Below are 26,984 nucleotides of genomic sequence, written 5' to 3'. Positions count from 1 at the left end.
GCTCACTGCTTCGGAAGGGCTCACGGTGTCCAACTCAGCCGCAACCATCCCCAATCGTCCCCTTCGCGTTGCCATTGTCGGCGCAGGCCCCGCAGGGGTTTACGCCGCGGATATCCTGACCAAGTCCAACGAGGTCAAGGACGGGCATGTTGAAGTGAGCATCGACCTCTTCGAGGCGTATCCCGCGCCCTACGGACTGATCCGCTACGGTGTGGCGCCGGACCATCCCCGCATCAAAGGAATCGTCAACGCCCTCCACAAAGTGCTGGACCGTGGCGACATCCGCTTCCTGGGCAACGTCACGTACGGCCGTGACCTCACCCTGCACGATTTCCGCTCCTTCTACGACGCCGTGATCTTCTCCACCGGCGCCATCAAGGACGCGGACCTGAACATTCCCGGCATCGACCTGGAAGGGTCCTTCGGCGGCGCCGACTTCGTCTCCTGGTACGACGGCCACCCGGACGTGCCCCGGGAATGGCCGCTGGATGCCAAGGAAATTGCCGTGATCGGCAACGGCAACGTTGCACTGGATGTAGCACGGATGTTGGTCAAGCACCCTGAAGAGCTGTTGGTCACCGAGATCGCGGACAACGTCTTCGCAGGCCTCAAGAATTCGCCCGTCACCGATGTCCACGTGTTCGGGCGCCGCGGCCCCGCCCAAGTGAAGTTCACGCCGCTGGAGTTGCGCGAGCTCTCGCACTGCAAGGACGTGGACATCGTGCTGTACCCGGAGGACTTCGAGTTCGACGAAGCCTCGGATGAGGCGATCCGCAGCAACAACCAAATCAAGATCATGGTTAACACCATGACCAACTGGCTGGTGGAGGAGCACGCCGAATCCGAGCAGCCGTCCTCCCGCCGCCTGCACCTGCACTTCCTGCACAGCCCCGTGGAGATCCTTGACTCGCCGGAGACGCCCGGGAGGGTGGCCGGCATCAAGTTCGAACGTATGGAGCTGGACGGCACAGGGAACGTCAAGGGCACCGGGGAATTCGTGGAGTACCCCGTCCAGGCCGTGTACCGCGCTATCGGCTACCACGGCTCGCCGCTGGATGAACTTGAGTACGACGCCCGCCGCGGCGTCATCCCGAACGACGGCGGCCGCGTCCTGGACGCCGACGGCAAGCCCGTGCCGGGAATCTACGCCACCGGCTGGATCAAGCGCGGACCCGTGGGGTTGATCGGCCACACCAAGGGTGACGCCCTGGAAACCATCGGCTTCCTCCTGGAAGACCGGCTCAACCTGCCGCCGGCCGAAAACCCGGACCCGCAAGCCATCATCGACCTCCTGGAAGAGCGCGGGGTGGAGTACACCACCTGGGAGGGCTGGAACCGGCTTGACGCCCACGAGGCCGCACTTGGTGCTGCCTGGTCAGCGTCCGACGAGAATCCGGACGGTGTGGTTCGTGAGCGCATCAAGGTTGTGCCGCGTGAGGAAATGATCCGGATCTCCCGCGGCTGACCCTTGGAGTTTTTGTACACCTAATGCCCCTATTCGGACGCTTTAGGGTCATCAGCTGTACAAAAACTCCATCTGGCGAATTAGACTCTCTCGTACTGTGCTGCCCACCGCGCGCGGCCCAACGCACAGAATGTCAGGGAGTTCGATGAGGAATCCAGTCCACCCGCCGGTTCCAGGCAGCGATGCCGCGGAGCTGCTGCAGAAGCGTGCCCTGGCCGGCCATGAACGCCTCGAATCCCTGCGCATTGGCGTGCCGGAAGATATCGTCGGGCTGCGCCGGCTGGTCCGGGAATCCTGGCAGCGTTCGGCGAGTCTCCAGGCCAACCCCGACGTCGCCGAAGCCCCCTTGGCGATGGACCGCGATGAGCTGGAGGAGTACCGCCGGCAGCACCCTTTGGCCACCATCATGCCCGTGATCAGGAAACTGCTGGTTCAGCCCAGCCATGACAGCGGTCTTCTCGTGGCCGTGGGGGACGACGTCGGGCGGCTCTTGTGGGTGGACGGCGATCCGGTGATGCAGCGGCGGGCCGAAGGCATGATGTTCGTGGCCGGCGCCGACTGGTCCGAAGCCTCCGTTGGCACCAGCGCACCCGGCACGGCACTCGCCCTCGACCGGAGCATCCAGATCTCCGGAGCCGAACATTTCAAGCGCTCCGTCCATCCCTGGAGCTGTACCGCGGTTCCCTTCCACGATCCCGATTCCGGCGCCGTGCTGGGCGTTGTGGACATCACCGGGACAGAAACGGCCGTGGCGCCGCACACCCTGTCCCTGGTGGAGGCGACGGTCGCAGCAGCCCAGGCGCAGCTGCGGATTGAACGGCTGCAGCTCGCAGCCGCCGTTCGCGACAAACCACGACGCCGGAGCGCGGCCGCCGCTTCAAGCCCCGCTTTGTACCGCAACAGCCTGCAGTTGCTGGGGCGTGACAATGCCCTGCTCAGCATCGCCGGCCGGACGGTCTCCTTGTCCGCACGGCACAGCGAAATCCTGGCCATCCTGGGCAACCATCCGGATGGACTGAGCGCCGATGACCTCTGCGCCCTGCTGTACCCGGGCGACGGTTCTTCCGTGACGCTCCGGGCGGAGATGGTGCGGCTCCGGAAAGTCATCCAGGAGATCAGCCCGGACGCGGTTCCCGAATCCCGCCCCTACAGGCTGCCGGTCGAGTTGCTTCCGGACTCCGGACAGGTCCTCAATTGCCTGCAGCGCGGCGCCCACCGCATTGCCCTGGAAATCTACAAAGGTGCGCTTTTGCCGCGTTCGGAGGCACCAGGCGTCGTGCAGTTGCGGGAGCGGGTGTCCCACCTGCTGCGGGAAGCGCTGCTCAGCGACGGCAGCGTCGATTCGCTCCTGAAGTATGCGGAACTGCCCGAGGCGAAGTACGACGTCGACCTCCGCCTCGCCGTGCTGAAGCTGCTGCCGCCGCGCTCACCAAAGCGGGCGGCCGTGGTCGCCGATCTTGAGCGGATCGACGTCGAGTTGAAAGCGTGAGCTGACTCACACTGTTGCAACGTAGCTGCAACCCCCTGGCTCCTAGGCTCGGATCAATGGCGACAGCCACCGTGATTCGCAGCAAAGGAGCTAGCAATGACTGTTTATGCACAGCCGGGTGCCGAGGGTTCGAAGGTCACCTTCAAGGACCGCTACGAGAACTGGATCGGCGGCGAATGGGTTGCCCCGGTCAAGGGCGCCTACTTTGAGAACATCACCCCCGTGACGGGCAAGGCCTTCTGCGAAGTTGCCCGGGGGACGTCGGAGGACATCGAACTGGCCCTGGACGCAGCGCACAAGGTTGCACCGTCCTGGGGGAAGACCTCCGCCACCGAACGCGCAGCCATCCTGAACAAGATCGCCGACCGCATTGACGAGAACGTGGAGCTCCTGGCTGTTGCCGAGACCTGGGACAACGGCAAGCCCGTCCGCGAGACCTTGAACGCTGACATCCCGCTGGCAGCTGACCACTTCCGCTACTTCGCCTCCGCCGTCCGCGCCCAGGAAGGCCACCTCTCACAGCTCGACGAGGACACCACGGCGTACCACTTCAAGGAGCCGTTGGGCGTTGTCGGCCAGATCATCCCGTGGAACTTCCCCATCCTCATGGCCGTGTGGAAGCTGGCCCCGGCGCTCGCAGCCGGCAACGCCGTGGTCCTGAAGCCGGCTGAGCAGACGCCGACGTCGATCCTGGTTTTGATGGAGCTCATCGGTGACCTGCTTCCGGCCGGCGTAGTAAACGTGGTCAATGGATTCGGTGTGGAAGCAGGCAAACCGCTGGCGTCCAGCCCCCGCATCCGCAAGATCGCCTTCACCGGCGAGACCACCACCGGCCGGCTGATCAGCCAGTATGCGTCCAACAACCTCATTCCGGTCACGCTGGAACTTGGCGGCAAGAGCCCGAACATCTTCTTCGACGACGTCGCCGCCCAGAACGATGCCTTCTACGACAAAGCGCAGGAAGGGTTCACGCTCTTCGCCTTCAACCAGGGCGAAGTCTGCACCTGCCCGTCCCGCGCACTCGTTCAGGAAGGTATCTACGACTCCTTCATGACCGACGTCGTGGCCCGGACCAACAAGATCATCCAGGGCAACCCCTTGGACACCGACACCCAGATCGGCGCCCAGGCCTCCAACGACCAGTTGGAGAAGATCCTCTCCTACATCGACATCGGAAAGCAGGAGGGCGCCAAGGTCCTCACCGGCGGGGCCCGGGCAGAGCTGTCAGGCGACCTGGCCGGCGGCTACTACGTCCAGCCCACCATCTTCGAAGGCCACAACCGGATGCGGATCTTCCAGGAGGAAATCTTCGGCCCGGTGGTGTCCGTGACCAAGTTCAGCGACTACAACGACGCCATCGGCATCGCCAACGACACCCTCTATGGTCTTGGTGCCGGCGTCTGGTCGCGCAACGGAAATGTCGCCTACCGCGCGGGCCGGGAAATCCAGGCCGGCCGTGTGTGGGTCAACAACTACCACGCCTACCCGGCAGGTGCCGCTTTCGGTGGCTACAAGTCCTCAGGTATTGGCCGTGAAAACCACGCCATGATGCTGGACCACTACCAGCAGACCAAGAACCTCCTGGTCAGCTACAACGAGAACAAGCTCGGCTTCTTCTAAGAGTTTTTGTACAGCAGATGCCCTTATGGAGCGGACTTAGGGGCATCAGCTGTACAAAAACTCCCATCATTCGTACAGATCAAAGGAGATCGTCAATGACCACCACTATGCAAGCAGCAGTAGTCACTGAATTCGGAACCGACCTGAAGGTCATGGAGGTCGAACGCCCGACGCCGGGTCCCGGCCAGGCGCTGGTCCGCCTCATTACGTCGGGGGTATGTCATACCGACCTGCACGCCGCCGAAGGCGACTGGCCCGTCAAGCCGACACCACCGTTTATTCCCGGGCACGAGGGTGTCGGCGAAGTGGTAGCCCTCGGCGAAGGGGTCACGGACGTGGCGGTCGGCGACCTCGTGGGCAATGCCTGGCTGTGGTCGGCCTGCGGAGACTGCCAGTACTGCCGGACGGGGTGGGAAACCCTGTGCGAGTCGCAGCAGAACGGCGGCTACAGCGTGGATGGCTCGTTCGGTGAATACATGTTGGTGGACACCCGCTTCGCTGCGCGCATCCCGGCAGGCTCGGATCCGGTGGAGGTTGCACCCGTGCTCTGCGCCGGCGTCACGGTGTACAAGGGCTTGAAGATGACCGAGGCCAGGCCGGGGCAGTGGGTCACCATCTCCGGCATTGGCGGCCTGGGGCACATCGCCGTCCAGTACGCAGTGGCAATGGGTCTGCGGGTGGCAGCGGTGGACATTGCCGACGACAAACTGGCACTCGCCAGGGAGCATGGTGCCGAGTTGACGGTCAATGCACTGCATGAGGACCCGGCGGAGGTCATCCAGCGCGAAACGGGCGGCTGCCATGGCGTGCTGGTCACGGCCGTGCACCCCTCGGCGTTCGGACAAGCCATTGGCATGGCCCGGCGCGGTGGAACGATCGTCTTCAACGGCCTTCCGCCCGGAGATTTCCCGGCGCCGATCTTCGAGATTGTCCTCAAGGGCCTCACGGTCAGGGGATCGATCGTGGGCACCAGGCAGGACCTCGAGGAAGCGCTGGAGTTCTATGCCCAGGGGAAGATCAAGCCAACGGTATCCACCCGGGAGCTCTCGGAAGTCAACGCTGTCTTCGACGAGATGAAGCACGCCAAGATCGACGGCCGAGTGGTTCTGAAGTTCTGATGAACGCCAACATGTCCCAGGACATCCTGGAAGCTTCGGTGACGCTGCCCGGGGAGGACTTCTCCCGGGTGGCGCTCACCGGAGCATCCGTCGAGCTGCTCCTCAAACTCTGGGAGCAGCACGGCCCTTTGATGTTCCACCAATCGGGCGGCTGCTGCGACGGCTCGGCTCCCATGTGCTACCCGGCGGGGGAGTTCTTGACAGGTGACTCCGACGTTCTCCTTGGGCGGTTCGACCTCGGGCCCGATGGAAATGCCAAACCACTGGAGTTCTGGATGTCCAAGGAGCAATTCAATTACTGGTCCCACACCCACCTCACCGTGGATGTGGTTCCGGGCCGAGGCAGTGGGTTCTCCGTTGAGTCTCCCGAGGGGAAGCGATTCCTGATCCGATCAACGCTCATGGACTGGGACGTGCCAAGCATTTAGGGTGGGTGGCTGGTGTGATGAGGGTTACGGGCCTTCATCACACCAGTCACACCTGTCACGCGAATTCGGCAAGCGTCTCACTATCTGGGATAAATATGGCCGTCCATTGGTCGGACACTATTCTTGATGAGTCCTATACCACCCCCATCCAGAATGTGGCATTTTTATGAACATTTTCAGGACCAAGTCGATTGAGCAGTCGATCGCCGATTCCGACGAGCCTGGTCGCAAGCTCAAGCGCAGCCTGAGCACGTGGGACCTCATGATCATGGGCGTCGCCGTCGCTGTCGGCGCCGGTATCTTCTCGGTGGGCGCGAAGGCTGCCGCCAACTTTGCCGGCCCCGCCGTCACCATTTCCTTTGCCATCGCAGCAGTCACCTGCGCGTTGGCCATCATGTGCTACGCGGAGTTCGCGACCGCAATTCCCGTTGCCGGTTCCGCCTACGTCTTCACGTACGCCACCATGGGCGAAGTCCTTGCCTGGATCATCGGCTGGAACCTCATCCTCGAACTTTTCACCGCCGCGGCAGTGATCGCCAAGTACTGGGGCATCTACCTCAGTACGGTGTTTGGCTTGATGGGCGTGGAGATGCCGCCCTCGATCAGTGTGTTTGGCGTTGACCTTTACTGGGGCGCCTTCCTCATCGTCGCGATCTTCACCGTGCTGCTGGTGCTGGGGACAAAGTTGTCCGCCCGCGTTGGCAACGTCTTCACGATGATCAAGATCGCTGTAGTGCTGTTCGTGATCGTAGTGGGTTTCAGCTACGTGAAGTTCTCCAACTACACACCGTTTGTTCCGGCCTCCGAACCGACTGCCGGAACGGGCGCGGCCGATGTCATGAAGCAGTCCTTCTTTGGCTTCCTGACCGGTGCTGCTCCGGCCCAGTACGGAACGCTTGGCATCTTCGCAGGCGCGGCCTTGGTCTTCTTCGCCTTCATCGGCTTCGACGTGGTGGCCACCTCCGCCGAGGAGGTCAAGAACCCGCAGAAGACCCTGCCCCGGGGCATCTTCGGCGGCCTGGCGCTGGTGACATTGCTCTACATCCTGGTCTCCCTCGCCCTCACGGGAATGGTTTCCTATACGCAGCTGGCCGAAGTCAAGAACCCCACCCTGACCACGGCTTTCGAAGCTGTGGGCAACACAGACGCCGCCAAGGTCATCGCTTTCGGTTCGCTGGTAGGCCTCACCACCGTCATCATGGTGCTCCTCATGGGCTTGTCCCGCGTGGTGCTTGCCATGAGCCGAGACGGTCTGCTGCCCCGCTCCCTTTCCAAGACCAGCGAGAAGCGCTCCACCCCGGCCCGCCTGCAGATCATCTGCGGTGCCGCCGTGGCGATCGTGGCAGGTGTGACCAAGGTGGACCTCCTGGAGGAAATGATCAACATCGGAACGCTGTCCGCGTTCGTGATGGTCTCCCTGGGCATCCTTGTGCTCCGCAAGAAGCGCCCCGACCTCAAGCCGGCGTTCCGCGTTCCGTTCGGCAAGGTCCTGCCCTGGGTCTCCGCCGCACTGTGCGTCTACCTCATGACCAACCTGGCCGTGGAAACCTGGATCTTCTTCGCGATCTGGCTGGTGATCGGCATGGTGATCTACTTCTCCTACGGCCAGCGTCACTCGCGGCTCAACGAGAAGTTCGCAGCCGCCAAAGCCGCTGTCGCAGGCGGCGGCAAGACCACCGGCGACGAGGACGAAGACACCTTCACCAAGGTCTGACCCATCGCTGTTGCTTGTCAGACAGCTGCTTTGTCATAGCTCAAGGGGAACGCCCGGGAACCGCTGGTTTCCGGGCGTTTTCTGTTTCCGGGAGCGCACCCGTCCAGAGGGCCCTTCGCTGGGCGCCAGCCTTGGGACCCTGGCCCTCGCAGCGCTGGCCCCAACGCCCCACCAGCCCTCACGGCGCCGCGTACTCACTGACCCACTCCACCAGGGGCCTCAGCGTCTCCCATCGCGAGGCAATCTCATCCTTGGCCGCTGCGGTGGACAACCATGCCGGCTGCCCGACTTCCACACCGGCCGACAAGGACTTGTGCTTTAGCAGCTCCGCCCGCGGATGGTCCTTGTCAAAGCCGCGGGGAACGGTCTTGAGTTTTTCCCCTTCAATGGCAAAACCAGCAGCGGAGACGGCGTCGGTGATCTGTTGCAGCGCCAGTCCACTCTCCGGCGCGTCGACTGCGGCCCGGTAGCGTGCCAACTGGGCGGGCGTGTGGGAGTGGTAGCCCCCACCGATCAGGAGACCGTCGGCGCTGATCTGCACGTAGTAGCCAACGCCCTCCCGTGTGGCTGCGAAGGCTCCCTGGGCCGTTTTATAGGGTGACTTGTCCTGGGAGAACCTGATGTCCCGGTTGGGGCGGAAGATCTTTGCAGGCCCGAACCTCGGCTCCAATTCCGCGAGGAGAGCCGTCAGCGGTTCCCTGACCTCGGCGTCGTAGGTCGCTTTATGCTCCAGCCACCACTCGCGGTTGTTGTTCTCTTCAAGGTCCTCGTAGAAGCGGAAAGCGGCTGCCTGAATGCCTTCAAATGTGTTCATACAGGGATCCTATGGAGCGGCATGAGGGCGCAGCCATAGCTGGAGGCTGCTATGTGGAAACAAGTGCTATGTGGAAAACAAAAAGAACACCCCGCCGCGGAGTGGATCCGCGGCGGGGTGTTCTTGGCAGTGCTTGGAGCAAAGACGCTTAGAGCTTGTTGGCTGCTTCGGCGTCGGACTCGGTCTGGCCTGCGCCCAGGTTGGCGCGGAGCTTGGCGCCGAGGTCGGCGTCAACGTTCGTCCAGTACTGGATGGCGCGTTCCTTGATGTCGGCGTTCTTCACGCCGCCAACAGCACCGGTGATGGTGTCCAGGAGGCGGGCCTTGGCGGCGTCATCGTAGACCTCGCGGTACAGGGTACCGGCCTGGCCGAAGTCGTCATCCTCAGCGTGCAGGGTGTGCGCGGAGAGGGTGAGCTCGCCGTCGTTCTCCCAGCCACCGGCGGGGGAGGTCGGCTCGACAGCAGCCGGGCCACCAACGGAGTTCGGTGCGTAAACCGGGGTGGACGGAGCGTTGAACAGGTAACGTCCCTGGCCATCCTGGCTGTAGTTGTTGACCTGGTTCTTGGGCTGGTTCACCGGGATCTGCGCGTGGTTGGTGCCAACGCGGTAGCGGTGTGCATCGGCGTAGGAGAAGATGCGGGCCTGCAGCATCTTGTCCGGGGAAGCAGCGATGCCCGGCACGAAGTTCGACGGCGCGAAGGTGGCCTGCTCGATCTGCGCGAAGTAGTTCTCCGGGTTCTTGTTCAGCTCCATGGTGCCCACGTGGATCAGCGGGTAGTCGGAGTGCGGCCACACCTTGGTGAGGTCGAACGGGTTGAAGCGGTACGTCTTGGCATCCTCGTACGGCATGACCTGGACGTGGAGTTCCCACGACGGGAAGTTGCCGGCCTCGATGTTCTCGGAGAGGTCGCGGATGTAGAAGTCTGCATCCGAACCGGCCAGCTCTTCAGCCTGGTCACCAGTGATGGTCTTGACGCCCTGGTTGGACTTGAAGTGGTACTTGACCCAGAAACGCTCGCCGGCGGCGTTGATCCACTGGTAGGTGTGCGAACCGTAGCCCTGCATTTCACGCCAGGAAGCCGGCAGGCCACGGTCGCCCATGAGCCAGGTGACCTGGTGTGCGGACTCGGGGGAGAGGGTCCAGAAGTCCCACTGCATGTCAGCGTCACGCAGGTGGGTACCCGGGAGGCGCTTCTGGGAGTGGATGAAGTCCGGGAACTTGATGCCGTCGCGGATGAAGAAGACGGGGGTGTTGTTGCCCACGAGGTCGTAGTTGCCCTCGGAGGTGTAGAACTTCACGGCGAAACCGCGGGGATCGCGCCACGTGTCGGGAGAACCGTTCTCGCCTGCAACGGAGGAGAAACGGATCAGCATGTCCGTCTCGACACCCGGCTGCAGGAAAGCAGCCTTGGTGTAGGCAGAAACGTCAGAGGTGGTCTTGAAGGTACCGAAAGCTCCGCCGCCCTTGGCGTGCACTACGCGCTCCGGGACCCGCTCGCGGTTGAACTGGGCGAGCTTTTCCACCAGGTAGTGGTCGGTCAGGATGATGGCACCGTCAGCGCCGACGGACTTCGAGTGCGCGTCGGACGTAACGGGGGCACCTGACTGGGTCGTTGAAATGGCAGTCATTGTTCTCCTTTTTCCTATTTCTGAGTTACTGAAGTATTTACGGGAAGCTGTTGTTTGGCCTGGCAATCCTGGCAGATGCCTTGGTAAAGGACGTCTGCGATCTGGATTGTCATGGGCTTGGAATTTTCGTTCCAGTGCGGTGTGAGGCACGGTGCGTGGCCCACTGCGCAGTCCACGTCCTCCACCTTGCCGCAGCTGATGCAGACGGCGTGGTGGTGGTTGTCGCCTACCCGGGTTTCGTAGAGCGCCGGGGAGTGCGGGGGTTCAAAGCGGCGCAGCATCTGCAGATCCGTAAGGTCGCTGAGCACTACATAAACGGACTGCGCCGTCAGTTCAGGCAGTTCCTGGCGGGCAGCGGCAAGGATGCCTTCTGCCGGGGAGTGCGGATGGTGCTGGACTGCGGCCAGCACTGCCAGCCGCTGTTTGGTCACACGCCTGCCGTGGGCATGCAGGGCCGCGGCCCATGCTTGCTGCTCAGCAGTGTGATCTGTCATGCATTCATTCAAACACTTATTTTGATAAGTTCACAATAAGGCAAGGCTAACTTCCGGTGAACGAAACAATTCCACTACCGGGTTGAGTTCTTCCGCGGCCGAGCGGCCGAGCGCATGCACCCGCAATGGCGTTCCCGGGGTCAGCGACTCCACGGCCAGGCAACTGAACCCGCTGACGCCACCGGACAGCGGCAGCGCGCCCAGCGATGCACCGATCGCCAGAAGGTCAGCAGGCAGGAAGTCCCGAACTGAGGCCACGCCGCTCACGGGCTCCATGACGGTATGGCGCTCACCCGCAGGAATCGTCCGTACCAGCACTGCGGGGTCCGGAACAGGTTCGACGGCGGCCCTGGCCGCGTCTGCGGACGCCACGATCGCGTCGGGCAGCTCCCGGCGTAGTGACTCACGGATCGCCTCGTCGGTCGCCTCCAGTTCGGACTCGGGGAGGGCCACCCGACGGTGCGCCGGCAGCGAGAGCTGAAGTCCCGGCGTCGTGGTTTCGCCTGCCCAGCGTCCAAAAAGATGGAACGTCGGAGTTGACGATTCAGCCACAGGTTCACCCAGCCCGGCTCCCAGCGGATGCCACTGATGGGCGAACATGACGGCGCAGTGCTCGACGCCCAGGACCTTCGCCAAGGCGGCGCGTGCCAGATGGTGGCAGAAAAGCCAGTCAGTTGCGGACGGGAGCGCGAAATCCGTGGACGGATCAGACAACCTGACCACTACGTGCGCGGCTGTGAGGGGATGACGTGGCCGGGCGATCTCCCAAAAGCCCGAACGGTACAACAGTCGTCGTGACATGACCATGTCAACTCCTTCCCCGGGGTGAGCCTACCAAGCCGTGGCGCTGGTTAGGGTTGGACGGTGGCAAAACTACTGGCAGACATCACTCCGCTCAAGGAGAGTCCTGCTTTTCGTCGTCTCTGGCTGGGGGCGTCCGTTGCCGCCATCGGCACCCAACTGACCCTCGTGGCTGTCAGCCTGGAGGTGTACCGGCTCACCCAGGAAAGTTTCTACGTGGGGCTCCTGGGTATCTTCGCGTTGGTTCCCCTGGTCATTGCCGGCCTCTACGGTGGATCCATCTCCGATGCCTACGACCGACGCAAAGTGGCCTTGATTGCGTCCCTCGTCCTATGGGCTTCCACGGCCGGCCTGGCACTGCAGGCGTGGCTGGGTCTGGGCAACATTTGGGTCCTTTATGCGCTGGTAGCCATCCAAAGCGGCGCGCAAGGCATCAACGGCCCGGCCCGGAGCGCCATCATTCCACTCCTGGTCCGCAAGGACCTGCTCCCCGCGGCCAACGCCTTGAGCATGCTGACCTTTGGCCTCTCGATGACCGCCGGACCACTCCTGGCCGGGGTACTCGTGGCAACCATCGGCTTCGGGTGGACCTACACGATTGACGTCATCAGCTTCACCTTCGCGCTGTGGGGACTTTTCAGGCTTCCGCCGCTGCCGCCCTCCAAGGATGCCGTCCGGCCCGGGTTCCGCTCCGTGGTGGAGGGCTTCCGGTTCCTGGGCGGGCGGCCCAACGTCCGCATGACCTTCATCATCGACCTCATCGCCATGATCTGCGCGCAACCCCGGGCCCTGATGCCCGCCATTGGCGCCGTGATGATCGGTGGAGGCGAAACCACCGTGGGTGTGCTGCTCGCTTCCACGGCTGTGGGAGCGTTCCTTGCGGGCCTCTTCTCTGGTCCGTTGGGAAGGGTACGCCGGCAGGGCAGCGCCGTGGTGTGGTCCGTGATGGGGTGGGGCGCCTCAATTGCCGGCTTTGGACTGGTGGTGCTCCTCGCAGGTGACGCCGGACGCAATGGAACCACGCCGTGGCTGATACCGGCTGCGCTCTGCTGTGCGCTCGCAGGTATTTCGGATTCCGTGAGTGCCGTTTTCAGGACCACGATTCTCCAGGCTGCTACCCCGGACCATCTCCGCGGGCGGTTGCAAGGGGTGTTCATCGTGGTGGTAGCTGGCGGGCCCCGGGTGGGAGACATGCTTGCCGGTGGAGTGACCCAGTTCCTCAGCGAAGGCGGGGTGCTGTTGCTGGGTGGAGTTCTGTGCATTGCCCTGGCATGGCTCGCTTCCCGACTCCAACCCGGCTTCGTCGCCTACGATTCAAAGCATCCGGTGCCCTGAGCAGGCGGGGGCCAAGCCAGGAACCGGCGCCTGGGCCCGGAACAGGCGGACCGGCGTCGGCGTTAAACGAAGCAAAGCCCTGCAAGAGCTGAAGAAAGAGAACGAGAGCAACGTGCATAAACACAACAATGGACTCAAGACCGCGGCACTCTTCGGTGTGCTGTGGGCGGTGTTGTTGGGTTTGGGCGCCATCATTGCCTCAGGAACCCGGAGCACCGCCCCCATCTGGATCATGGCCCTGATCGGCGTGGGCACCACAGCGTACGGCTATTGGAACAGCGACAAGATCGCCATTCGTTCCATGGCTGCCTACCCGGTCACTGAGGCCCAGGCTCCCCAGCTGTACCAGATCGTCAGGGAGCTGTCCGTGCGGGCGAACAAGCCCATGCCACGGATCTACCTTTCACCCACCATGACACCCAACGCCTTCGCCACCGGCCGGAACCCCAAGAACGCCGCTGTCTGCTGCACCGAGGGCATCCTGCACCTGCTGGACGCCCGGGAACTCAGGGGAGTGCTGGGCCATGAACTGATGCACGTGTACAACCGCGACATCCTGACGTCGTCCGTGGCCGCGGCCGTGGCCGGCGTCATCACATCCGTGGGCCAGATGCTGTTGATCTTCGGAGGCGGCGACCGGCGCAATGCGAACCCCTTGGCGACCATTGCCATGGCGCTGCTGGCACCATTTGCGGCCTCGCTCATCCAGATGGCGATCTCCCGCACCCGTGAATTCGACGCGGACGAGGACGGCGCCCAGCTCACCGGGGACCCGCTGGCACTGGCCTCGGCGCTGCGCAAGATCGAGTCCGGGGTGAGCCAGTTGCCGCTTCCGCAGGACCAGCGGCTGGTCAATGCCTCGCACCTCATGATCGCCAACCCGTTCCGTGGCGGCGGCATGCGGCGCATGTTCTCCACCCACCCGCCCATGAAGGAACGCATCAGCCGACTGGAGGGAATGGCAGGGCGCCCGCTCGCCTGACGTGCTCGCAGGGACTGCTACGCGAACAGTCCTTCGCCGATGAACCCGCCGGCCTGCACCCCGGGAGGAACCGCAAACAAACCCGATCCGGTGTGCTTCAGGTACTCCACGGACAACGTGTCGCCCTTGGCCATTGCCAGTTGCATGGACACGTAGTGCGTCCGCGGATCCTTCACGAAAGCGATGAAGAAGAGACCGGCATCCAGATGCCCCAGCCCATCCGAACCGTCCGTGAAGTTGTAACCTCGGCGGAGCATCCGCACGCCGTTGTTCTGGTCCGGGTGGGCCAGCCGCATGTGCGAGTCCATGGGAATCAGCGGCTCGCCATTGCGGCCCGCCATGGCAAAGTCCGGTGTGCTGAACTCATCGCCGCCCGACAAAGGAGCCCCGACGCCCTTGGTGCGCCCAATCAGCCCCTCCTGTTCACGCAGTGAGGTGCGGTCCCAGATCTCAATGTGCATCTGGATCCGGCGGGCCACCAGATAGCTGCCGCCTGCCATCCACTGCTCGGATGCAGGGCCGCCAGGGGCCACCCACACGTGCTCCTCCAGCAGCGCGTTGTCCTCGACCTTGAGGTTGTTGGTGCCGTCCTTGAAACCGAAGAGGTTGCGGGGAGTCACCTGTGCCCGGGACGTTGAGGAGGTGCGCCCGAATCCGAGCTGGGACCAACGGACGCGGACCTTTCCGAATCCGATTCTCGCCAGGTTGCGGATGGCGTGCACCGCAACCTGCGGGTCATCGGCGCAGGCCTGGACCACGATGTCTCCTCCTGTGCGCCCGGGCTGGAGGTCGTCGCCCGGGAAGTGGGGGAGGTCGATCAGAGCTTCGGGTCGCCGCCCGTCCAGGCCGAACCGAACCTTGCCGTCCTTTTCGAACAGTCCGGCACCAAAACCAAACGTCAGGGTCAGTTTCGACGCCGCCAAGTCCAAAGCCTCGCCGGTGTCCTCCGGCGGGGCGTCATAAGGTCCATCGACGGCGCCGGTCTTGCCGGTGGGGTCCCCGGCCGCCATCGCCTGCGCCGCGGCAGTCCAGTCCTTCAGGAGCTTGATGAGTTCCTTGCGGTCCTCGGTGGTGACATCGAACGCGGCCATGTGGAGACGGTCCTGGGCAGGGGTCGTGATGCCTGCCTGATGGTCTCCGAAGAACGGGACTACCGCTTCTCCGGCGGCCGGAACGGAGGCAGATGCTGCGGTTGCCGTCACGGCGTCGTGGCCCAGGAAGCCGGCGGCCAGGCCGGCAACGGCTCCGGCCCCGCCCACGCCCGCCAGCGACAGCAGGCCACGGCGGGACATCCGGGGGGTGACGGCTTCAGCGGTAGCCGCTGTGCCGCCGTCGGACGCCCCTCGGGACGTTACGACGTCGTTCGGCTCACCGGAACGCTCGACGCCGGCGGCGTCACCGGTTTGCCCGAAGGGGCAGCCGCTCACAGAACCACGGCTGAGGTGAGCTTGGAAAGGGGCTCACCCAGCGAGTCAACCAGCGAAGCCAACCCCTGGACCTGCTCCGGGCTGAGCTCGTTGTAGTAGGCAAAGCCGTCGCCCTTTGCGTGCTTCTTCAGTTCGGCCTGCAGCGCCGCGAACTTTTCATCCAAGGACTTGGAGAGCTCAGCGTCTTTCTGCTCCAGGGCCGGCTTCAGGCTCTCGAAGGCGATGCGGGCGCCGTCAACATTGGCCTGGAAGTCCCAGAGATCCGTGTGCGACCAGATTTCTTCTTCGCCGGTGACCTTGCCGGTGGCCACTTCATCCAGGAGTTCCTTGGCGCCATTGCCCAGCTTGTCCGCAGTGAGCTCCACGGTACGGGTGCGGGTGGCGAGGTCCTCGGTGTCGGCGACCAACTGCTTGGAGATGGCGGTGCGCTCAGCAACGGTCATGGCCGTGTAGCCTGCGGGCGGGAAGAGGTCCTTTTCGGCGCGGTGCCATCCGGTCCATTCCTGTCCGGGCTCAAGGTCGGCTTCGCGGGCATCCAACTTGGGGTCGAGGTCGCCGAAGGATTCAGCCACCGGCTCGATCCGTTCCCAGTGCATGCGGGTGGCTGCGTAGAGCTCGCGTGCCTTCGCGGCATCACCGGCTGCAAAAGCGTCGGCGAATGCCTTGGTGCCGGTGACGAGCTGTTCGGTCTGGTCCTTGACGTAGGCGGCGTACTGCTGGGTGCCGGTGTCCAGGAGCTTCTGGAAATCGGCGTCGACGCTGGGCTTGTTGCCGGACTCGGTGACCTCGAAGGAAGCGCGGATGCCATCGCCCTGCATGCCGGGCTTGCACGCGGTGTTGTACTTGCCGGCCGGGGCCGTGACCACCAGGTTGCGGGTGATCCCGGGTCCGATGTTCTCCACTTCGCCCAGGATGCGCAGGCCGTCTTCTGCCAGCAGGTAGAACTCCGTGACCTCGGTGCCTTCGTTCTTCACCGCGAAGGTGAGGTTGCCGCTGGGTGCGGTGGCAGCCGAAACCTTGCACTCGTTGGCCGTGCTGCTGACCTGGATGGGGCCATCCGCGGCGGCTGTGGTCTTCGTGTTGTCAGTGCAACCGGCGAGGACCAGGGGTACGGCCGCGGCCGCGCCGATCACGGCAAGGGTCTTGCGGAGTTTCGTTGAAACGGGCATGGGTGAATCCTTTGTCTATGAATGGGCGCACGGCGGTGTGCCTGAAGGCGTAAGGGGAGACAGCCTTAGGGCTGTGCTGCGACTGCGGGAGCTGGGATGGTGCCGGCGGCTTTGGGACGGGAGGAACGGTTGGCCCGGATGTACAGGGACAGCACGGGGATCACGTACAGCAGCCAGGCTGCCGCTTCCAGCCACGTGGTGGCGGGGGAGAAGTTGAGGGTGCCTTTCAGCAGGGTGCCGTACCAGGACGACGGCGGGATGGCGGCTGAGACATCGAAGGCCAGGTTGTGCAGTCCCGGAAGGATGCCGGCTTCCTGGAGGTCGTGGACACCGTAGGCCAGTACGCCGCCGGCGATGATGATGAGGCCGACTCCGGTCCAGGTGAAGAAGCGGCCCAGGTTGACCTTCAGGACACCCCGGTGCAGCAGATAACCCAGCCCGGCGGCTGCGACCAGGCCGAGCAGCGCACCGAGCAAGGGGAGGGTTGTTTCGCCTGTGGCTTGGGCTGCAGCCCAGATGAAGAGGGCAGTTTCCAGCCCTTCCCGGCCCACGGCCAGTGCCGCCACGAGCACGAGGCCCCATGCGGCGCCGTCGGCCGCTTTGTCCACTTGGGAGCGCAGCTCGCCGCCGAGGCTGCGGGCGGTCTTGGCCATCCAGAAGACCATCCAGGTCACCAGTGCCACTGCAATGATGGAGAGCCCGCCGCCGATTGCTTCCTGGGCCTCGAACGTCAGCCCGCGGGGGCCGAAGGTCAGCAGTGCGCCGAAGCCGAGGGAGACGCCCATCGCGATTCCCACGCCGATCCAGAGGCGGGGAATCAGGTGCCGCCGTCCGGTCTTGATGAGGTAAGCCATCAGCAGGACCACGATGAGGGAGGCCTCCAGGCCTTCGCGCAGTCCGATCAGGAAGTTGGCGGTCATGGTGAGTGTTCTTTCGCTAAGGGGAGCCGTACTTAGGCTCGCCTAAGGAAGAAGAATACTGTGCCGCGGCTATTACGCAAACTAATCGTGCTCTAATTTTCCCGTCCATTACGACAGTCGCTGTAGTTACAGGCAACGAAAAAGCCGGGACGCGCTGCCCCGTGGGGCGTGCATCCCGGCTTTGGCGCGCCCTGGCCAATGCCGGGCGACCGCTTGGTTAGCTGCGGAAGTTCACGAACTGGAGGTCGGCCTCTTCGAACTTCTTGAGGATGTTCATGGTTTCCTGAAGGTCGTCGCGGGACTTGGAGGTCACGCGGAGTTCGTCGCCCTGGATCTGGGACTTGACGGACTTGGGGGCTTCATCGCGGATGATCTTGTTGATCTTCTTGGCGATGTCCTGGGCGATGCCTTCCTTGATGGTGCACTCCAGGCGGAATTCCTTGCCCGAGGGGTAGGGCTCGCCCTGGTCGAGGGACTTCAGGGAGATGCCGCGCTTGATGAGCTTGGACTGGAAGACGTCCAGGACTGCAAGGACGCGGTCCTCCGAGTTGGCCTTCATGAGGATCTTTTCGCCACTGAAGTCGATCTCCGCGCCGACACCCTTGAAGTCGTATCGCTGCGCGATTTCCTTCTGGGACTGGTTCAGTGCGTTGGCGACCTCTTGCTTGTCTACCTTGCTGACGACGTCGAATGTGGATTCGCCTGCCATGACTCTCCTTAGGTTGGGGGCCCTGTGAGGGCGGGTTGGGTCTGGCATCCAGCCTAGTACGGAAGCCGGCACTTGGGACGGTGGAGGGCTTTCACAGTTCGCTCACAGCACACGCAAGGTGGGAACCGAGGTAGCTGGCCGAGAGTTGTACCAGTTGAAAGAACGTATCGTCGGAGGATCAGCATGAGCAGCAAGGCCGTCCAGTCCATCAGCAAGTCCGCCTCGGCAGCAGCCGGTTCGATTGGCACGGCAGCCGTGGCAGCTGCAAGCGCCGTCGCTGCGGCGGCCGTGGCTGCGTCGATCGTACTGAGCCCGGTTCCCGATGCCACTGCCCGGATGGACGGCGTCCACGCAGATCTTCTGCGGGCCGTGCAGCTCAACCAGATCACTGCCGAACAGGCCGAGAGGTTCGAAGCCAAACTCGCGGGCAGGATCCTCGGACAGGCCTGAAACACGCGGAAAATCAGGGTGTCTGCGCCCGATTAGATTCTTCGCTGAAACTTCTGTAAGGTTGTCTCTGCCTTCGGTTACCGGATCGAAAGAAATGGTCTCCGGAAGTGATCTTCTTTTGAAGTTCGGCAGATTACCCGAGCGGCCAAAGGGGGCTGACTGTAAATCAGCTGGCAACGCCTACGGGGGTTCGAATCCCTCATCTGCCACCCAAAGAAAATCCCCGGAACCACTGGTTCCGGGGATTTTTTGTGCCCTGGTGAAATCTCACGATTTGAGCTGCCATTTTCGTCCGGGCTGCGGCAATGGACGGAGGACACCCAAATTTACGTGTCCTTGGTCCGGGGCGATGTCCGCAGTGAATGTGGGTGTCCCCAGCCAGAGGGAGGCGGGCCCAGGGTGGGGCGTCTGAGCCGGGGGCAGAAGTGGCCGCTCAGCGACTCTCCGAGATTTTCCGGAGTTCCGCAATCTCCAGCCGCAAGGCCGCGATTTCGCTCACCAGGTCCGCCATTTCAGCCCGGACTGGTTCTTCGGCCGCTGCTGCCTTTTCTCCCGCTGCGGCGGCGACCCCCTCGGCGTTCTCCTCGATCCGCTGGACAAGCCAGGAAGCGATGGAGGCCGTCACGATACCGAGAACAGCGATGCCGCTCATCATCAGGGCAGCGGCTACCACCCTGCCAATGGGCGTCACCGGGTACAGATCGCCGTAGCCCACGGTGGTAATGGTGGTGACGGCCCACCAGGCTGCGTCGCCGAAGGTCAGGATCTTGGCGTCGGGGGCGTTCTGTTCAACATCCAACACCGCCAGGGCGCCGATGAGGATGAGCATGGCGGCGGCCCCGGCGACGTAGGTTGCCACCCGGCCACGGAGGGTTTCGCCCACGGTGCGTTGCAGCACGGAGAGGAGGGTGACCAGGCGCAACAACCGCAAAGGCCGGAAGAAAGGGAGCACCACGATCAGGAGTTCGTGGAGGTTCCACACAAACCAGCGCATGCGGTCCTCGGCAAGCCAGAGGTTGATGAAATAGTCCAGCGCGAAAATTCCCCAGGTGATCCACAAAATCACCTCGAAAGGGACCGCCGAGGGCCCGTCGACCCGGCCAATGACCTGCCACGCGTAGGCGGCGAGGAATATCAGTGCCGTGGCCATGAGCGGCCATTCGACGAGGTCCCGGTATCGCGCTTGAGTCATACGGGAATACTAGCCACAGGCCGGGCCGGCCGGGGGCTTGCGGAGTTGCTCAGGCGGTGGTTTCCAGCCAGTAGCCGTCCAAGTGGTGTATCAGTTGACGGCCCAGGCCGCCCTTGAGCTGGATCCAGAGGGTGCTGCGGTCGTCGGTCATTCCGTCCAGGGTTCCTTCGATGCGGTTCCCGCGCGCGTCCTGGAGCACCACTGTCTGGTGGCGCTGGAGTTCGGGCCAGACGTCGCCGCTGGGCCTGCTGGTTTGCAGCGTACTCAAAGGGATCTCCCTGATGTTTTCTTCCAATACGAGTTCCAGATATTGTGCACGTCTTTGATGAACCAGCGGTAAACGTTAGTGCAATCGTTGGACATAAAGTTGAACAAACAGCGAGGCCCGTGCTCGTTCCTTTGGCTGAATCCAGCAGAGCGTCCCACAATGCGGTCGGCATCTTTCGCTGGAAGTTACTCATGGGTAACATTGTTGCCATGCATCTGCTTCTACGCACCCTCATGTTGCTGTTCACGTCCTCCAAGCGCACGCCGTTGAACGTTTGGGACGAATCGTCGCTGCCCTTGCGGGTGCTTCCCACGGACATCGACATCGCCATGCACGTCAACAATGGCATGTACTTTTCCCTGATGGACCTGGGCCGGTTCGACCTCATGGTGCGCAGCGGGATCTGGAACACGATGCGCAAACGGGGTTGGAGCCCGGTGGCTGCGGGGGAGACCATTGCGTTCCGCAAATCCTTGCAGTTGTGGCAGCGCTACACCATTGAAACCCGCATTATCGGGCTCGATACCAAGGCGATCTACTTCGAACAGCGCATGGTGGTGGACGGTGAGATCTACGCCCGTGCCCACATCGCCACCCGCCTGGTGGCCAAGGGCAAGCCCGTGACACAGGAGGAGATCATCGCCGAGTTCGGTGCGCCGCCGGCGGACCTTGAACTGCCCGAATGGATCCACGAGTGGCGCGAAAACAACGCGCTGCCCGGAGCGCGCCGTCCCGCACCGCACGTCTGGAACTAGACCCCAACGTCCCGCCGCTGCAAGGCCAAAGTTCCCAGCGCAATCAGTGCCGCCGATATGCACAGCAGCCCTGTCACAGCGCCCCAGTCAGCCCCGTTGGTCACGGGTGAATTGCCGTACGCCCAGTGATACGGCGAAAGGTTCAGCAGCCACTCCACATCGGGGCTTTGCCGGCCCACCGCGTTGAATACGTAGCCGAGGACTGCAACAGCAGCACCGGCAGCGACTCCGTACACCTTCCGTCCCGTGAGGGCGCCGGCACACAGTGCGGCTGTACCGCTCAGAAGGGCCAGGGCGGCGAACAGCAGCACTGCGCCGAAAAGATGCCCGACGTCGATCTCAAGTTTTGCGGGTCCGTTCAGTACCAGCACCAGCACGAAGACCAACGCGGTGAGCAGCACAATGCGGACCAAAATGGCCAACGCCCGCTCAAGGACCACCTGCACGCGGGTGACGCTGTGGGCGAGGGTGAGTTCCAAAAGCCCGGACTCCTCGTCACCTCCCACCGCCGCCGCGCCCCAACCAATGGAGGCCATGGACATCAGCAGGAAGCCGATGAGTCCGAAAAGGGTGGCCTGGGTGTAGCCGGGTCCCGTCGCTATTTGGTCGTAGTTCAGGGCCTTGGTCATGCCTTGAGGGAGGGCATCAATCATTTGCTGCATCTGGGCGCTGCCTCCGATGGACGGATACAACGGCAGGTACAGCATGATCGCGCCCGTGAGTCCCAGCGCCCAAGCCAGGGTGGAGCGCCACGAATCAGTCAGTGCTTTGGTGAAGAGCGGCAATGGCCTAGGCACGGTGGGCTCCTTCCGGTTGATGGCTGGCTCTCTGGGGATTTCCCATACTGGAGGGCGCTTCGCCGCCCGTATAGAGCGTCAGGACGGCTTCTTCCAGGTCCGGCTCTTCCAGGACCAGGTCTGTCAGATGCAGCCGTGCCAGTTCCTGGACCAAGGGCTGGATATGGCCGGACAAGGTGGCCGTGGCTTCCACGGTTCCGCTCGCATGGCCGTCTGCGGGCAGTTCCCGCACCGCGATATTGGCGACGCCCGGCACCCGGGCCAGCAGCGCGCCGACGTCGTGCGCTTCCGTTCCGATGCTGTTGAACCGCAGCTGCCTGACCGCCGCCGTCCTTAAAGCCTCCACAGTGGAAACGGTGACAATGTCGCCGTCGCGGAGGATGGCGACGGCGTCCGCGGCCTGTTGGACTTCGCTCAGGACATGCGAGCTGAGGAACACGGTGGCGCCGCCGTCCACGGCCTCGCGGACCATGGCATGGAAGACCTGCTGGACCAAGGGGTCAAGTCCGCTGGTGGGTTCGTCCAGGACCAGGAGCTCAGGCTTGTGCATGAACGCCTGCAGGAGGCCCAGCTTCTGCTTGTTTCCCTTGGATAGCTTGCGGGTCTGCCGGTCCAAGTCCAACTGAAGGCGGTCTGCGAGATCGTTGACGTGCCGCTCATCCACCGGGCCGCTGATGGCAGCAAAATGCTCCAGCATGCGGCGGCCCGTGGTGCGGTTCTCCAAATGCAGCTCCCCGGGCAGATAGCCGATCCGCCTTCGCAGTGCCGTGCCGCCCCGCCTCGGATCCTGTCCCAAGACGGAAATGGAACCGCCGCTGGGTCGGATGATGTCCAGCAGGCAGCGCATGGTGGTGGTCTTTCCGGCACCGTTCGGTCCGATCACCCCGAAGACTGTCCCGGGTTCCACCGCGAAATCCAGCCCGTGCAGAACCTCGCGTTGACCGAACTTCTTGCGTAACCCCTTGACGACGATTGCCTGGGTCACGGGGCATGCTCCCTTCCGTTGTTGGTGTTGTTTCCTTCCAGGGCTTCGCGGGCTGCGTGCAGGAACCGCGCGTCCGAATAGAAGCCATGCGTATAGATCTCAAGAAGAGGCAGGGTGAGCTGGCGCAGAAGGTCGGGGCCGATGCCGTTGGGTTCCGGGGCCGGAGTGCCCAGCGTCCGCGAGAGGTGCCGGCCCAGCATGAGGATCGAAAGGCTGTTGGACGCGATGATCACCGCGATGGACCGGATGTCGTCGAATTTCCGGATGGTGCCTGCTTCGATGCCGGTGTGGATGAGGTCCTGGCACTGGTTCACCACAGCGTCGAAGAAGGCGTCTCCGGCGTCGGATTCATCACCCAGGCTGCGCCGGATATAGGCGATCTCTTCCGTGTACTGGTCCGGGTTGTTCAAGTAGTCCTGGATGAGCCTGCCGGTGGAACCGGGGTCTGCTTTTTCCCTGCCCTGAGTGGCTGTGAGGGCCAGGACGTGTTGGTCACAGGCCTCTCGGAGACCGGCTTTGCTGCCGAAATGATGGATGACCAACCCCGGGCTGACGCCGGCAATGGAAGCCACTGCCCGGACTGTGGCCCTGGAGAAGCCATCGCGACCGAAGAGTCCGATCGCGGCGTCCCGGATGCGCGCCCTGGTGGTTAAATCGTCTGCGGTTGAACGCATGTTTCATACGCTAAACACTTGTTCAATGCGAAACAAGAGATTCCTGAAACGGCGGGTTGCCGCTTTATTCCCAGTGACGCGGGAAGCGAACAGTGGCCCGCCCGGCGGGACTTCACAGACCGGGACGCGTACCGTGGAACCATGGCTACAGTTGACATCACTGGTGAACAGTTCGCATCGACCATCGAAGACAACGACATTGTCCTGGTGGATTTCTGGGCTGCATGGTGCGGCCCCTGCCGGCAGTTCGCGCCCACGTACGGAGCGGCATCGGAAAAGCACTCCGACGTAGTCTTCGCCAAAGTGGACACGGAAGCCGAGCAGCAGCTCGCCGCCGAGGCCGGGATCACCTCCATCCCCACCTTGATGGCTTTCCGCGAAAAGGTGCTCGTCTTCTCGCAGCCCGGCGCCCTGAACGCCCAGCAGCTTGAGCAGGTCATTGATGCAGTGAAGGGCCTGAACATGGAAGAAGTCCACGCCCACGTTGCAAAGTCCCGTGCCGAGGCTCAGGAAAAGGCACAGGAAAACTAGACTCCATCCGGCGAAATCGCCGTTAAAGCCCGAGGTCGCCGTAAATTTACGGCGACCTCGGGGCTTTAAGGCGTAACTGCAGCGTTTAGGCGTTCTCTTAGAGACGTTCCAGCTTTACGGGTTCGGCAAGCAGCGCGCTGAGTGACTCGTTCAGGTCCTGGACGGCGATGCCCTTGGAGTGCTTGTCCAGCAGCTCCTCGGATTCCCAACGCTCGGTCAGGACAAGCTTTTCCTCGGTGGCTTCGGTCAGTTCGTAGCGGATGCAGCCAGGCTCGTTGACGACCTCATCGATCGCGATTTCCAAAGCGAGCTTCACGCGGAAGAACTCGCCCTCGTTGGGGATGAACGTGGCCTGCAGGTCAATGGGTGCACTCATGGCTCCAACCCTACCGGCAGGACACGGCGCCGCTGGAGGTGGTTACGGTTCTGTTGCGCGGCCGGGCTTGGTAGCGTTCCGTCATGTTGTCCTACACCGCCGGAGACACTGACGTCCCGCTGCTCGAAGAGACCATTGGCGCCAACTTTGAGCGCATCGCCGCCCAATTCCCTTTGCGGGACGCACTCATCGAGGCCGCCGCCTCGCCCGGCGAAGACGCCCGCCGCTGGAGCTACCAGAAACTGAACGACGACGTCGACCGCCTCGCCCGCGCGCTGCTCGCCACCGGCGTGGCCAAGGGGGAGCGGATCGGCATCTGGAGTCCCAACTGCGCCGAATGGACCATCCTCCAGTACGCCACCGCCAAGATCGGGGCCGTGCTGGTGAACGTGAATCCCGCCTACCGGAGCCATGAACTGGAATTCGTGGTGAAGCAAAACGGGATGCGGATGCTGGTGACCGCCCCGTCGGACAGGAACAGCGACTACGTTGCCATGGCCAGGCAGGCAGCGGCTGCCTGCCCTGCACTCAAGGAGATTGTGTTCCTGCCGGGAGATCCTGCGGTGGGACTCCGCGCAGGCGTTCCGGAAGCCGGCCATGAACTCACGTACGGCGAGCTCCTGACCCGGGCGGACGGCGTCGGGCCTTCAGCGGTGCGCGACCGCATGGCCCAACTGGACCCGCACGATCCCATCAATCTGCAGTACACCTCGGGCACCACGGGATTCCCGAAAGGTGCAACGCTGACGCACCACAACATCCTCAACAACGGGAACTCGATCGGGCGGCTGCTGGGCTACACCGAGCATGACCGCGTGGTGATTCCTGTGCCGTTCTACCACTGCTTCGGGATGGTGATCGGCAACCTCAACGCGCTCAGTTTCGGGGCGGCCACCATCATTCCGGGCCGGGGCTTCAACCCTTCGGCCGCGCTGGAGGCTGTGCAGGATTTTGGCGGGACCTCGTTGTACGGTGTGCCCACCATGTTCATCGCGGAGCTCGCGCTGGAGGACTTCGGCTCCTACGATCTCTCAACCCTGCGAACCGGAGTGATGGCGGGGTCGCTGTGTCCCATCGAAGTGATGCGCCGCGTCATCGATGAGATGCACATGGTGGATGTGGCCATTTGCTACGGCATGACCGAGACCTCGCCCGTGTCCACCATGACCCGCGCCGGGGACACCCTGGAACAGCGGACCTCCACCGTGGGACGGACCATGCCGCACCTGGAGAGCAGGATCGTGGATCCGGGTTCCGGGGAAGTGGTGGAGCGGGGTGTGATCGGTGAACTCTGCACACGCGGCTATGCGGTGATGCAGGGGTACTGGGGCCAGCCCGACAAGACGGCCGAAGCCATCGACGGTGACGGCTGGATGCACACGGGGGACCTTGCCCGCATGGACGAGGACGGGTACCTGGTTATTGAGGGCCGCATCAAGGACATGGTGATCCGGGGCGGGGAGAACATCTACCCCCGCGAGATCGAGGAGTTCCTGTACCTGCACCCGTCCATCCAGGATGTGCAGGTGATTGGCGTGCCGGACCAGAAGTACGGCGAGGAACTCATGGCCTGCATCATCCTCAAACCCGGTGCGGAACCGCTGACGGCCGCGGACCTGGCCGACTACTGCCGGGGCAAGCTGGCCCACTACAAGATTCCGCGTTACATCGATGTCCGTGAGAGCTTCCCCATGACGGTGTCCGGCAAGGTCCGCAAGGTGGATATGCGCCAGGAAGCCGTATCGCGCCTCCACCTCTAAAGCCAACGCGGGGTCACTTATGGCCCATGTTTCCGCCATTTATGGGCCATAAGTGACCTCGCGTTGCAGTTGTCGGGAGGCAACCTGTGGATAACTCCATTCGATGGCCGCATTGCCGAGACACTGGATTGCATGGTTCGCATCAGTCCCTTGCCCGAGGTCCTCGGCGCCCGTCCTTTCACCGTCTATGAGTCACGCGCCTTGGGCGTGCCCAGGAAGCGCCTTAGGGCAAAGGACATCAAGGATGGCGGCCGGCTTATCTATCTGCCAAGGGAAACAGATCCGGATCTCTTCGAGCGCGCTCGGGTGCTTACGGCAGCTACCCCCGGTGCCTGGGTCTCGCATGAAACCGCGGCCGAACTGACCGGGTTGGGGCTTCCGCCGTGGATGGGGAACGGCGAAACGGTGCACTTGAGCAAGCCGCATGAACTACCCCGGGTTCGGCGGGCCGGTGTAACTGGTCACAGAGTTCGTGTTTTTCCGGGCGAGGTCATGGATCACCAGGGCATTCCGGTATCGGTCCGCCCCAGAACTTGGCTTGATTTGGCGAAGTCGTTGCCGCTTCCGTATGTGATCGCGATGGGCGACCAACTTATCCGTCGGCCAAGGCCGGCCCTGGAGATGCGTACTGAGCCGTACGCCCATAGTTCCGGATTGAGGTTGCTCATCCGGCAACATCCCAACCTCCAAGGGGTGGAGAAGGCACGTTTGGCGTTGGATGAAATGCGGGTGGGCGCGGACTCGTTTCCTGAGACGTTCCTGCGCCTGGCTATGCGGGACGCCGGTCTTCCGGAACCGGAACTGCAATTGCCGCTGAATCTCGAGGACCCGTGGTCGCCGACGGCCGACCTCGGCTATCGACGCTTCCGGATCGCGATCCAGTACGACGGCAGACATCACCTTTCCAGGGAACAGCAGTCGAGGGACAACCGGCGTGATGAAGCGTTCCTCAGCGCGGGGTGGTCGTATTTCAAAGTGAACGCCGATGACTTGGCGGAGGGGTTCGCCGGAGTGATCTCACGCATCAGATCGGTGAAACTCCGCGCCCTGTAAGCCAACGCGGGGTCACTTATGGCCCATA

At 63.2% G+C, this 26,984-nt stretch carries 27 protein-coding genes and 1 tRNA gene; 14 read left to right on the top strand and 14 right to left on the bottom strand.

From position 1 onward, the window contains the following. Positions 1-25: 25 nt before the first annotated feature. From HMI60_RS14880 to HMI60_RS14855, 6 genes are all read left to right on the top strand, one after another. Positions 26-1,465 carry an FAD-dependent oxidoreductase gene (locus HMI60_RS14880; protein ID WP_064721539.1) on the top strand — a complete coding sequence of 480 codons (1,440 nt, stop codon included), beginning with the start codon at positions 26-28 and terminating at the stop codon, positions 1,463-1,465. A 145-nt stretch (positions 1,466-1,610) separates the two neighbouring features. Continuing rightward, entirely contained in the window at positions 1,611-2,954 is a 1,344-nt protein-coding gene (locus HMI60_RS14875) for a helix-turn-helix domain-containing protein (RefSeq protein WP_079580837.1), read from the top strand. A gap of 96 nt (positions 2,955-3,050) precedes the next feature. Beyond that, positions 3,051-4,574: an aldehyde dehydrogenase family protein gene (locus HMI60_RS14870; RefSeq protein ID WP_018776796.1), complete on the top strand. Its 1,524-nt coding sequence runs from the start codon at positions 3,051-3,053 to the stop codon at positions 4,572-4,574. A gap of 95 nt (positions 4,575-4,669) precedes the next feature. Then, the gene (adhP, locus tag HMI60_RS14865; RefSeq protein WP_181423237.1) at positions 4,670-5,692 is read left to right on the top strand and encodes an alcohol dehydrogenase AdhP; all 1,023 of its coding nucleotides are present in this window, start codon (positions 4,670-4,672) and stop codon (positions 5,690-5,692) included. A gap of 11 nt (positions 5,693-5,703) precedes the next feature. Continuing rightward, the gene (locus HMI60_RS14860) at positions 5,704-6,120 is read left to right on the top strand and encodes a DUF779 domain-containing protein (RefSeq protein ID WP_026267023.1); all 417 of its coding nucleotides are present in this window, start codon (positions 5,704-5,706) and stop codon (positions 6,118-6,120) included. Positions 6,121-6,286: 166 nt separating this feature from the next. Continuing rightward, positions 6,287-7,834, top strand: a complete 1,548-nt coding sequence (locus HMI60_RS14855) for an amino acid permease (RefSeq protein WP_193589870.1) — start codon at positions 6,287-6,289, stop codon at positions 7,832-7,834. Between the two features lie 178 nt (positions 7,835-8,012). Here HMI60_RS14855 and HMI60_RS14850 read toward each other — a convergent pair whose 3' ends face one another. From HMI60_RS14850 to HMI60_RS14835, 4 genes are all read right to left on the bottom strand, one after another. Continuing rightward, a complete protein-coding gene (locus tag HMI60_RS14850; RefSeq protein WP_193589869.1) occupies positions 8,013-8,648 on the bottom strand; it encodes a DUF2461 domain-containing protein in 636 nt (211 codons plus the stop codon). A gap of 148 nt (positions 8,649-8,796) precedes the next feature. Beyond that, the gene (locus tag HMI60_RS14845) at positions 8,797-10,278 is read right to left on the bottom strand and encodes a catalase (protein WP_018776791.1); all 1,482 of its coding nucleotides are present in this window, start codon (positions 10,276-10,278) and stop codon (positions 8,797-8,799) included. Positions 10,279-10,292: 14 nt separating this feature from the next. Then, positions 10,293-10,772, bottom strand: a complete 480-nt coding sequence (locus HMI60_RS14840; RefSeq protein WP_018776790.1) for a Fur family transcriptional regulator — start codon at positions 10,770-10,772, stop codon at positions 10,293-10,295. Positions 10,773-10,802: 30 nt separating this feature from the next. Then, positions 10,803-11,573, bottom strand: a complete 771-nt coding sequence (locus HMI60_RS14835; protein WP_227453542.1) for a hypothetical protein — start codon at positions 11,571-11,573, stop codon at positions 10,803-10,805. A gap of 63 nt (positions 11,574-11,636) precedes the next feature. Between HMI60_RS14835 and HMI60_RS14830 the strand changes: the two genes are divergently transcribed. Continuing rightward, a complete protein-coding gene (locus HMI60_RS14830) occupies positions 11,637-12,908 on the top strand; it encodes an MFS transporter (RefSeq protein ID WP_064721544.1) in 1,272 nt (423 codons plus the stop codon). Between the two features lie 112 nt (positions 12,909-13,020). Beyond that, on the top strand, positions 13,021-13,890 hold the full coding sequence (gene htpX, locus HMI60_RS14825; RefSeq protein WP_039242510.1) for a zinc metalloprotease HtpX: 870 nt from the start codon (positions 13,021-13,023) through the stop codon (positions 13,888-13,890). Between the two features lie 17 nt (positions 13,891-13,907). On the opposite strand, the gene efeB is transcribed toward htpX, so the two are convergent. The 4 genes from efeB to HMI60_RS14805 all read right to left on the bottom strand — a co-directional run bounded on the left by efeB (position 13,908) and on the right by HMI60_RS14805 (position 18,115). Further along, complete coding sequence (gene efeB, locus HMI60_RS14820; RefSeq protein WP_193589868.1) at positions 13,908-15,317, bottom strand: iron uptake transporter deferrochelatase/peroxidase subunit; 1,410 nt, start codon at positions 15,315-15,317, stop codon at positions 13,908-13,910. Beyond that, complete coding sequence (gene efeO, locus HMI60_RS14815) at positions 15,314-16,486, bottom strand: iron uptake system protein EfeO (protein ID WP_039242502.1); 1,173 nt, start codon at positions 16,484-16,486, stop codon at positions 15,314-15,316. The genes efeB and efeO overlap by 4 nt, the downstream gene beginning before the upstream one ends. A gap of 65 nt (positions 16,487-16,551) precedes the next feature. Beyond that, positions 16,552-17,406 carry an iron uptake transporter permease EfeU gene (efeU, locus tag HMI60_RS14810; RefSeq protein ID WP_193589867.1) on the bottom strand — a complete coding sequence of 285 codons (855 nt, stop codon included), beginning with the start codon at positions 17,404-17,406 and terminating at the stop codon, positions 16,552-16,554. A 217-nt stretch (positions 17,407-17,623) separates the two neighbouring features. After that, positions 17,624-18,115, bottom strand: coding sequence for a YajQ family cyclic di-GMP-binding protein (locus HMI60_RS14805; protein ID WP_018776783.1), 492 nt, complete (start codon positions 18,113-18,115; stop codon positions 17,624-17,626). A gap of 183 nt (positions 18,116-18,298) precedes the next feature. Here HMI60_RS14805 and HMI60_RS14800 point away from each other — a divergent pair, with 183 nt between their 5' ends. Further along, on the top strand, positions 18,299-18,565 hold the full coding sequence (locus tag HMI60_RS14800) for a hypothetical protein (protein WP_018776782.1): 267 nt from the start codon (positions 18,299-18,301) through the stop codon (positions 18,563-18,565). 127 nt (positions 18,566-18,692) lie between these two features. Then, positions 18,693-18,774: transfer RNA gene (locus HMI60_RS14795), tRNA-Tyr, on the top strand. A gap of 224 nt (positions 18,775-18,998) precedes the next feature. Here the strand turns inward: HMI60_RS14795 and HMI60_RS14790 are convergent. Together HMI60_RS14790 and HMI60_RS14785 are read right to left on the bottom strand one after the other, a co-directional pair. Then, positions 18,999-19,757: a potassium channel family protein gene (locus tag HMI60_RS14790; protein WP_026267022.1), complete on the bottom strand. Its 759-nt coding sequence runs from the start codon at positions 19,755-19,757 to the stop codon at positions 18,999-19,001. 49 nt (positions 19,758-19,806) lie between these two features. Further along, on the bottom strand, positions 19,807-20,025 hold the full coding sequence (locus tag HMI60_RS14785; RefSeq protein ID WP_026267021.1) for a hypothetical protein: 219 nt from the start codon (positions 20,023-20,025) through the stop codon (positions 19,807-19,809). 209 nt (positions 20,026-20,234) lie between these two features. Between HMI60_RS14785 and HMI60_RS14780 the strand changes: the two genes are divergently transcribed. Further along, positions 20,235-20,780 (top strand): thioesterase family protein, encoded by a 546-nt coding sequence (locus HMI60_RS14780; RefSeq protein ID WP_193591192.1) that lies wholly within the window; start codon positions 20,235-20,237, stop codon positions 20,778-20,780. Here the strand turns inward: HMI60_RS14780 and HMI60_RS14775 are convergent. Genes HMI60_RS14775 through HMI60_RS14765 form a run of 3 tightly spaced genes read right to left on the bottom strand, consistent with a single transcriptional unit; the run spans position 20,777 to position 23,236 of the window. Continuing rightward, positions 20,777-21,577 carry an ABC transporter permease subunit gene (locus HMI60_RS14775; RefSeq protein ID WP_026267019.1) on the bottom strand — a complete coding sequence of 267 codons (801 nt, stop codon included), beginning with the start codon at positions 21,575-21,577 and terminating at the stop codon, positions 20,777-20,779. The genes HMI60_RS14780 and HMI60_RS14775 overlap by 4 nt on opposite strands. After that, complete coding sequence (locus HMI60_RS14770) at positions 21,570-22,562, bottom strand: ABC transporter ATP-binding protein (protein WP_193589866.1); 993 nt, start codon at positions 22,560-22,562, stop codon at positions 21,570-21,572. The genes HMI60_RS14775 and HMI60_RS14770 overlap by 8 nt, the downstream gene beginning before the upstream one ends. Next, a complete protein-coding gene (locus HMI60_RS14765) occupies positions 22,559-23,236 on the bottom strand; it encodes a TetR/AcrR family transcriptional regulator (protein WP_193589865.1) in 678 nt (225 codons plus the stop codon). The genes HMI60_RS14770 and HMI60_RS14765 overlap by 4 nt, the downstream gene beginning before the upstream one ends. 141 nt (positions 23,237-23,377) lie before the next feature. Between HMI60_RS14765 and trxA the strand changes: the two genes are divergently transcribed. Next, complete coding sequence (gene trxA / locus HMI60_RS14760; RefSeq protein ID WP_018776775.1) at positions 23,378-23,767, top strand: thioredoxin; 390 nt, start codon at positions 23,378-23,380, stop codon at positions 23,765-23,767. A gap of 97 nt (positions 23,768-23,864) precedes the next feature. On the opposite strand, the gene HMI60_RS14755 is transcribed toward trxA, so the two are convergent. Next, entirely contained in the window at positions 23,865-24,143 is a 279-nt protein-coding gene (locus tag HMI60_RS14755; RefSeq protein ID WP_018776774.1) for a putative quinol monooxygenase, read from the bottom strand. A gap of 83 nt (positions 24,144-24,226) precedes the next feature. Between HMI60_RS14755 and HMI60_RS14750 the strand changes: the two genes are divergently transcribed. Together HMI60_RS14750 and HMI60_RS14745 are read left to right on the top strand one after the other, a co-directional pair. Then, complete coding sequence (locus tag HMI60_RS14750; RefSeq protein ID WP_193589864.1) at positions 24,227-25,903, top strand: AMP-binding protein; 1,677 nt, start codon at positions 24,227-24,229, stop codon at positions 25,901-25,903. A gap of 132 nt (positions 25,904-26,035) precedes the next feature. Further along, the gene (locus HMI60_RS14745) at positions 26,036-26,956 is read left to right on the top strand and encodes an endonuclease domain-containing protein (protein ID WP_189075283.1); all 921 of its coding nucleotides are present in this window, start codon (positions 26,036-26,038) and stop codon (positions 26,954-26,956) included. Positions 26,957-26,984 lie beyond the last annotated feature (28 nt).

This window comes from Paenarthrobacter sp. YJN-D, from assembly GCF_015040335.1.
Taxonomy (GTDB): Bacteria; Actinomycetota; Actinomycetes; order Actinomycetales; family Micrococcaceae; genus Arthrobacter; species Arthrobacter nicotinovorans.
The sequence above is the reverse complement of the archived record's forward strand: the minus strand, read 5'-3'. Positions and strand labels throughout refer to the sequence as shown.

Bases quoted from the DNA above. Each gene is read 5' to 3' on its own strand.
- HMI60_RS14790 (WP_026267022.1), bottom strand. From the start codon at position 19,757: ATGACTCAAGCGCGATACCGGGACCTCGTCGAATGGCCGCTCATGGCC.
- HMI60_RS14850 (WP_193589869.1), bottom strand. From the start codon at position 8,648: ATGAACACATTTGAAGGCATTCAGGCAGCCGCTTTCCGCTTCTACGAG.
- adhP (WP_181423237.1), top strand. From the start codon at position 4,670: ATGACCACCACTATGCAAGCAGCAGTAGTCACTGAATTCGGAACCGAC.
- HMI60_RS14870 (WP_018776796.1), top strand. From the start codon at position 3,051: ATGACTGTTTATGCACAGCCGGGTGCCGAGGGTTCGAAGGTCACCTTC.
- HMI60_RS14875 (WP_079580837.1), top strand. From the start codon at position 1,611: ATGAGGAATCCAGTCCACCCGCCGGTTCCAGGCAGCGATGCCGCGGAG.
- HMI60_RS14800 (WP_018776782.1), top strand. From the start codon at position 18,299: ATGAGCAGCAAGGCCGTCCAGTCCATCAGCAAGTCCGCCTCGGCAGCA.
- HMI60_RS14855 (WP_193589870.1), top strand. From the start codon at position 6,287: ATGAACATTTTCAGGACCAAGTCGATTGAGCAGTCGATCGCCGATTCC.
- HMI60_RS14745 (WP_189075283.1), top strand. From the start codon at position 26,036: ATGGTTCGCATCAGTCCCTTGCCCGAGGTCCTCGGCGCCCGTCCTTTC.
- efeO (WP_039242502.1), bottom strand. From the start codon at position 16,486: ATGCCCGTTTCAACGAAACTCCGCAAGACCCTTGCCGTGATCGGCGCG.
- HMI60_RS14750 (WP_193589864.1), top strand. From the start codon at position 24,227: ATGTTGTCCTACACCGCCGGAGACACTGACGTCCCGCTGCTCGAAGAG.
- HMI60_RS14805 (WP_018776783.1), bottom strand. From the start codon at position 18,115: ATGGCAGGCGAATCCACATTCGACGTCGTCAGCAAGGTAGACAAGCAA.
- HMI60_RS14840 (WP_018776790.1), bottom strand. From the start codon at position 10,772: ATGACAGATCACACTGCTGAGCAGCAAGCATGGGCCGCGGCCCTGCAT.
- HMI60_RS14765 (WP_193589865.1), bottom strand. From the start codon at position 23,236: ATGCGTTCAACCGCAGACGATTTAACCACCAGGGCGCGCATCCGGGAC.
- efeU (WP_193589867.1), bottom strand. From the start codon at position 17,406: ATGACCGCCAACTTCCTGATCGGACTGCGCGAAGGCCTGGAGGCCTCC.
- HMI60_RS14845 (WP_018776791.1), bottom strand. From the start codon at position 10,278: ATGACTGCCATTTCAACGACCCAGTCAGGTGCCCCCGTTACGTCCGAC.
- HMI60_RS14755 (WP_018776774.1), bottom strand. From the start codon at position 24,143: ATGAGTGCACCCATTGACCTGCAGGCCACGTTCATCCCCAACGAGGGC.
- HMI60_RS14860 (WP_026267023.1), top strand. From the start codon at position 5,704: ATGTCCCAGGACATCCTGGAAGCTTCGGTGACGCTGCCCGGGGAGGAC.
- HMI60_RS14835 (WP_227453542.1), bottom strand. From the start codon at position 11,573: ATGTCACGACGACTGTTGTACCGTTCGGGCTTTTGGGAGATCGCCCGG.
- trxA (WP_018776775.1), top strand. From the start codon at position 23,378: ATGGCTACAGTTGACATCACTGGTGAACAGTTCGCATCGACCATCGAA.
- HMI60_RS14780 (WP_193591192.1), top strand. From the start codon at position 20,235: ATGCATCTGCTTCTACGCACCCTCATGTTGCTGTTCACGTCCTCCAAG.